At 71.9% G+C, this 922-nt stretch carries 1 pseudogene; it reads left to right on the forward strand.

Annotated elements, in window-relative coordinates:
* Window positions 1–21: 21 nt before the first annotated feature.
* Window positions 22–922 (forward strand): annotated as a pseudogene (locus A5727_RS28430) (hypothetical protein); the annotation flags it as partial.

Genomic DNA, 922 nt, shown 5'->3' on the forward strand with positions numbered 1-922 from the left:
ACCGGCCACACCAGCACCACCATGACCACCATCGCCACCGTGACCACCGGCACCACCGGAGCCGGCATCACCGGAGATCGTGCCGCCGGCACCACCGGCACCACCGTCACCGCCGTGCCCACCGGCCTGGCCGTCCTGACCGGACTCACCCGGGTTCACACCGCTGAGGCCATCGGCACCCGCGGTGCCGCTGCCGCCGTCACCGCCCTGGCCACCATCGCCATACGACCCGGCGTCACCACCGCGGCCACCATGACCACCATCAGCACCAGCAACCGCACCCGGATCCGAGGCAGCGTCATAACCGTCGCCACCATCACCACCATCAGCAGCGGTCGTGTTGTCGACACCGTTGGAACCGTCTGCGCCCGTGGACGATCCGCTGCCACCGACACCGCCGACACCACCGGCACCACTGTTGCCGCCGGCACCACCGTCACCACCGGTCGGGGCACTGGCATCACCATCGGCACCATCGCCACCAGCACCGGCCGCACCACCGTTGCCGCCGTCACCGGCGTTGCCGCCGGCTCCGATGACACCCGCGTTGCCGTTGAAGACCGCACCCGCAGCACCACCGTTGCCGCCGTTGCCGCCGGCACCGCCGGTACCGCCATGGCCACCGGCCTGCCCGTCACCACCGGCAGTCACCGCATCGGCACCGGCCACACCAGCACCACCATGACCACCATCGCCACCGTGACCACCGGCACCACCGGAGCCGGCATCACCGGAGATCGTGCCGCCGGCACCACCGGCACCACCGTCACCGCCGTGCCCACCGGCCTGGCCGTCCTGACCGGACTCACCCGGGTTCACACCGCTGAGGCCATCGGCACCCGCGGTGCCGCTGCCGCCGTCACCGCCCTGGCCACCATCGCCATACGACCCGGCGTCACCACCGCGGCCACCATGACCACCA

The organism is Mycobacterium sp. ACS4331 (assembly GCF_001667265.1).
Lineage (GTDB): Bacteria > Actinomycetota > Actinomycetes > Mycobacteriales > Mycobacteriaceae > Mycobacterium.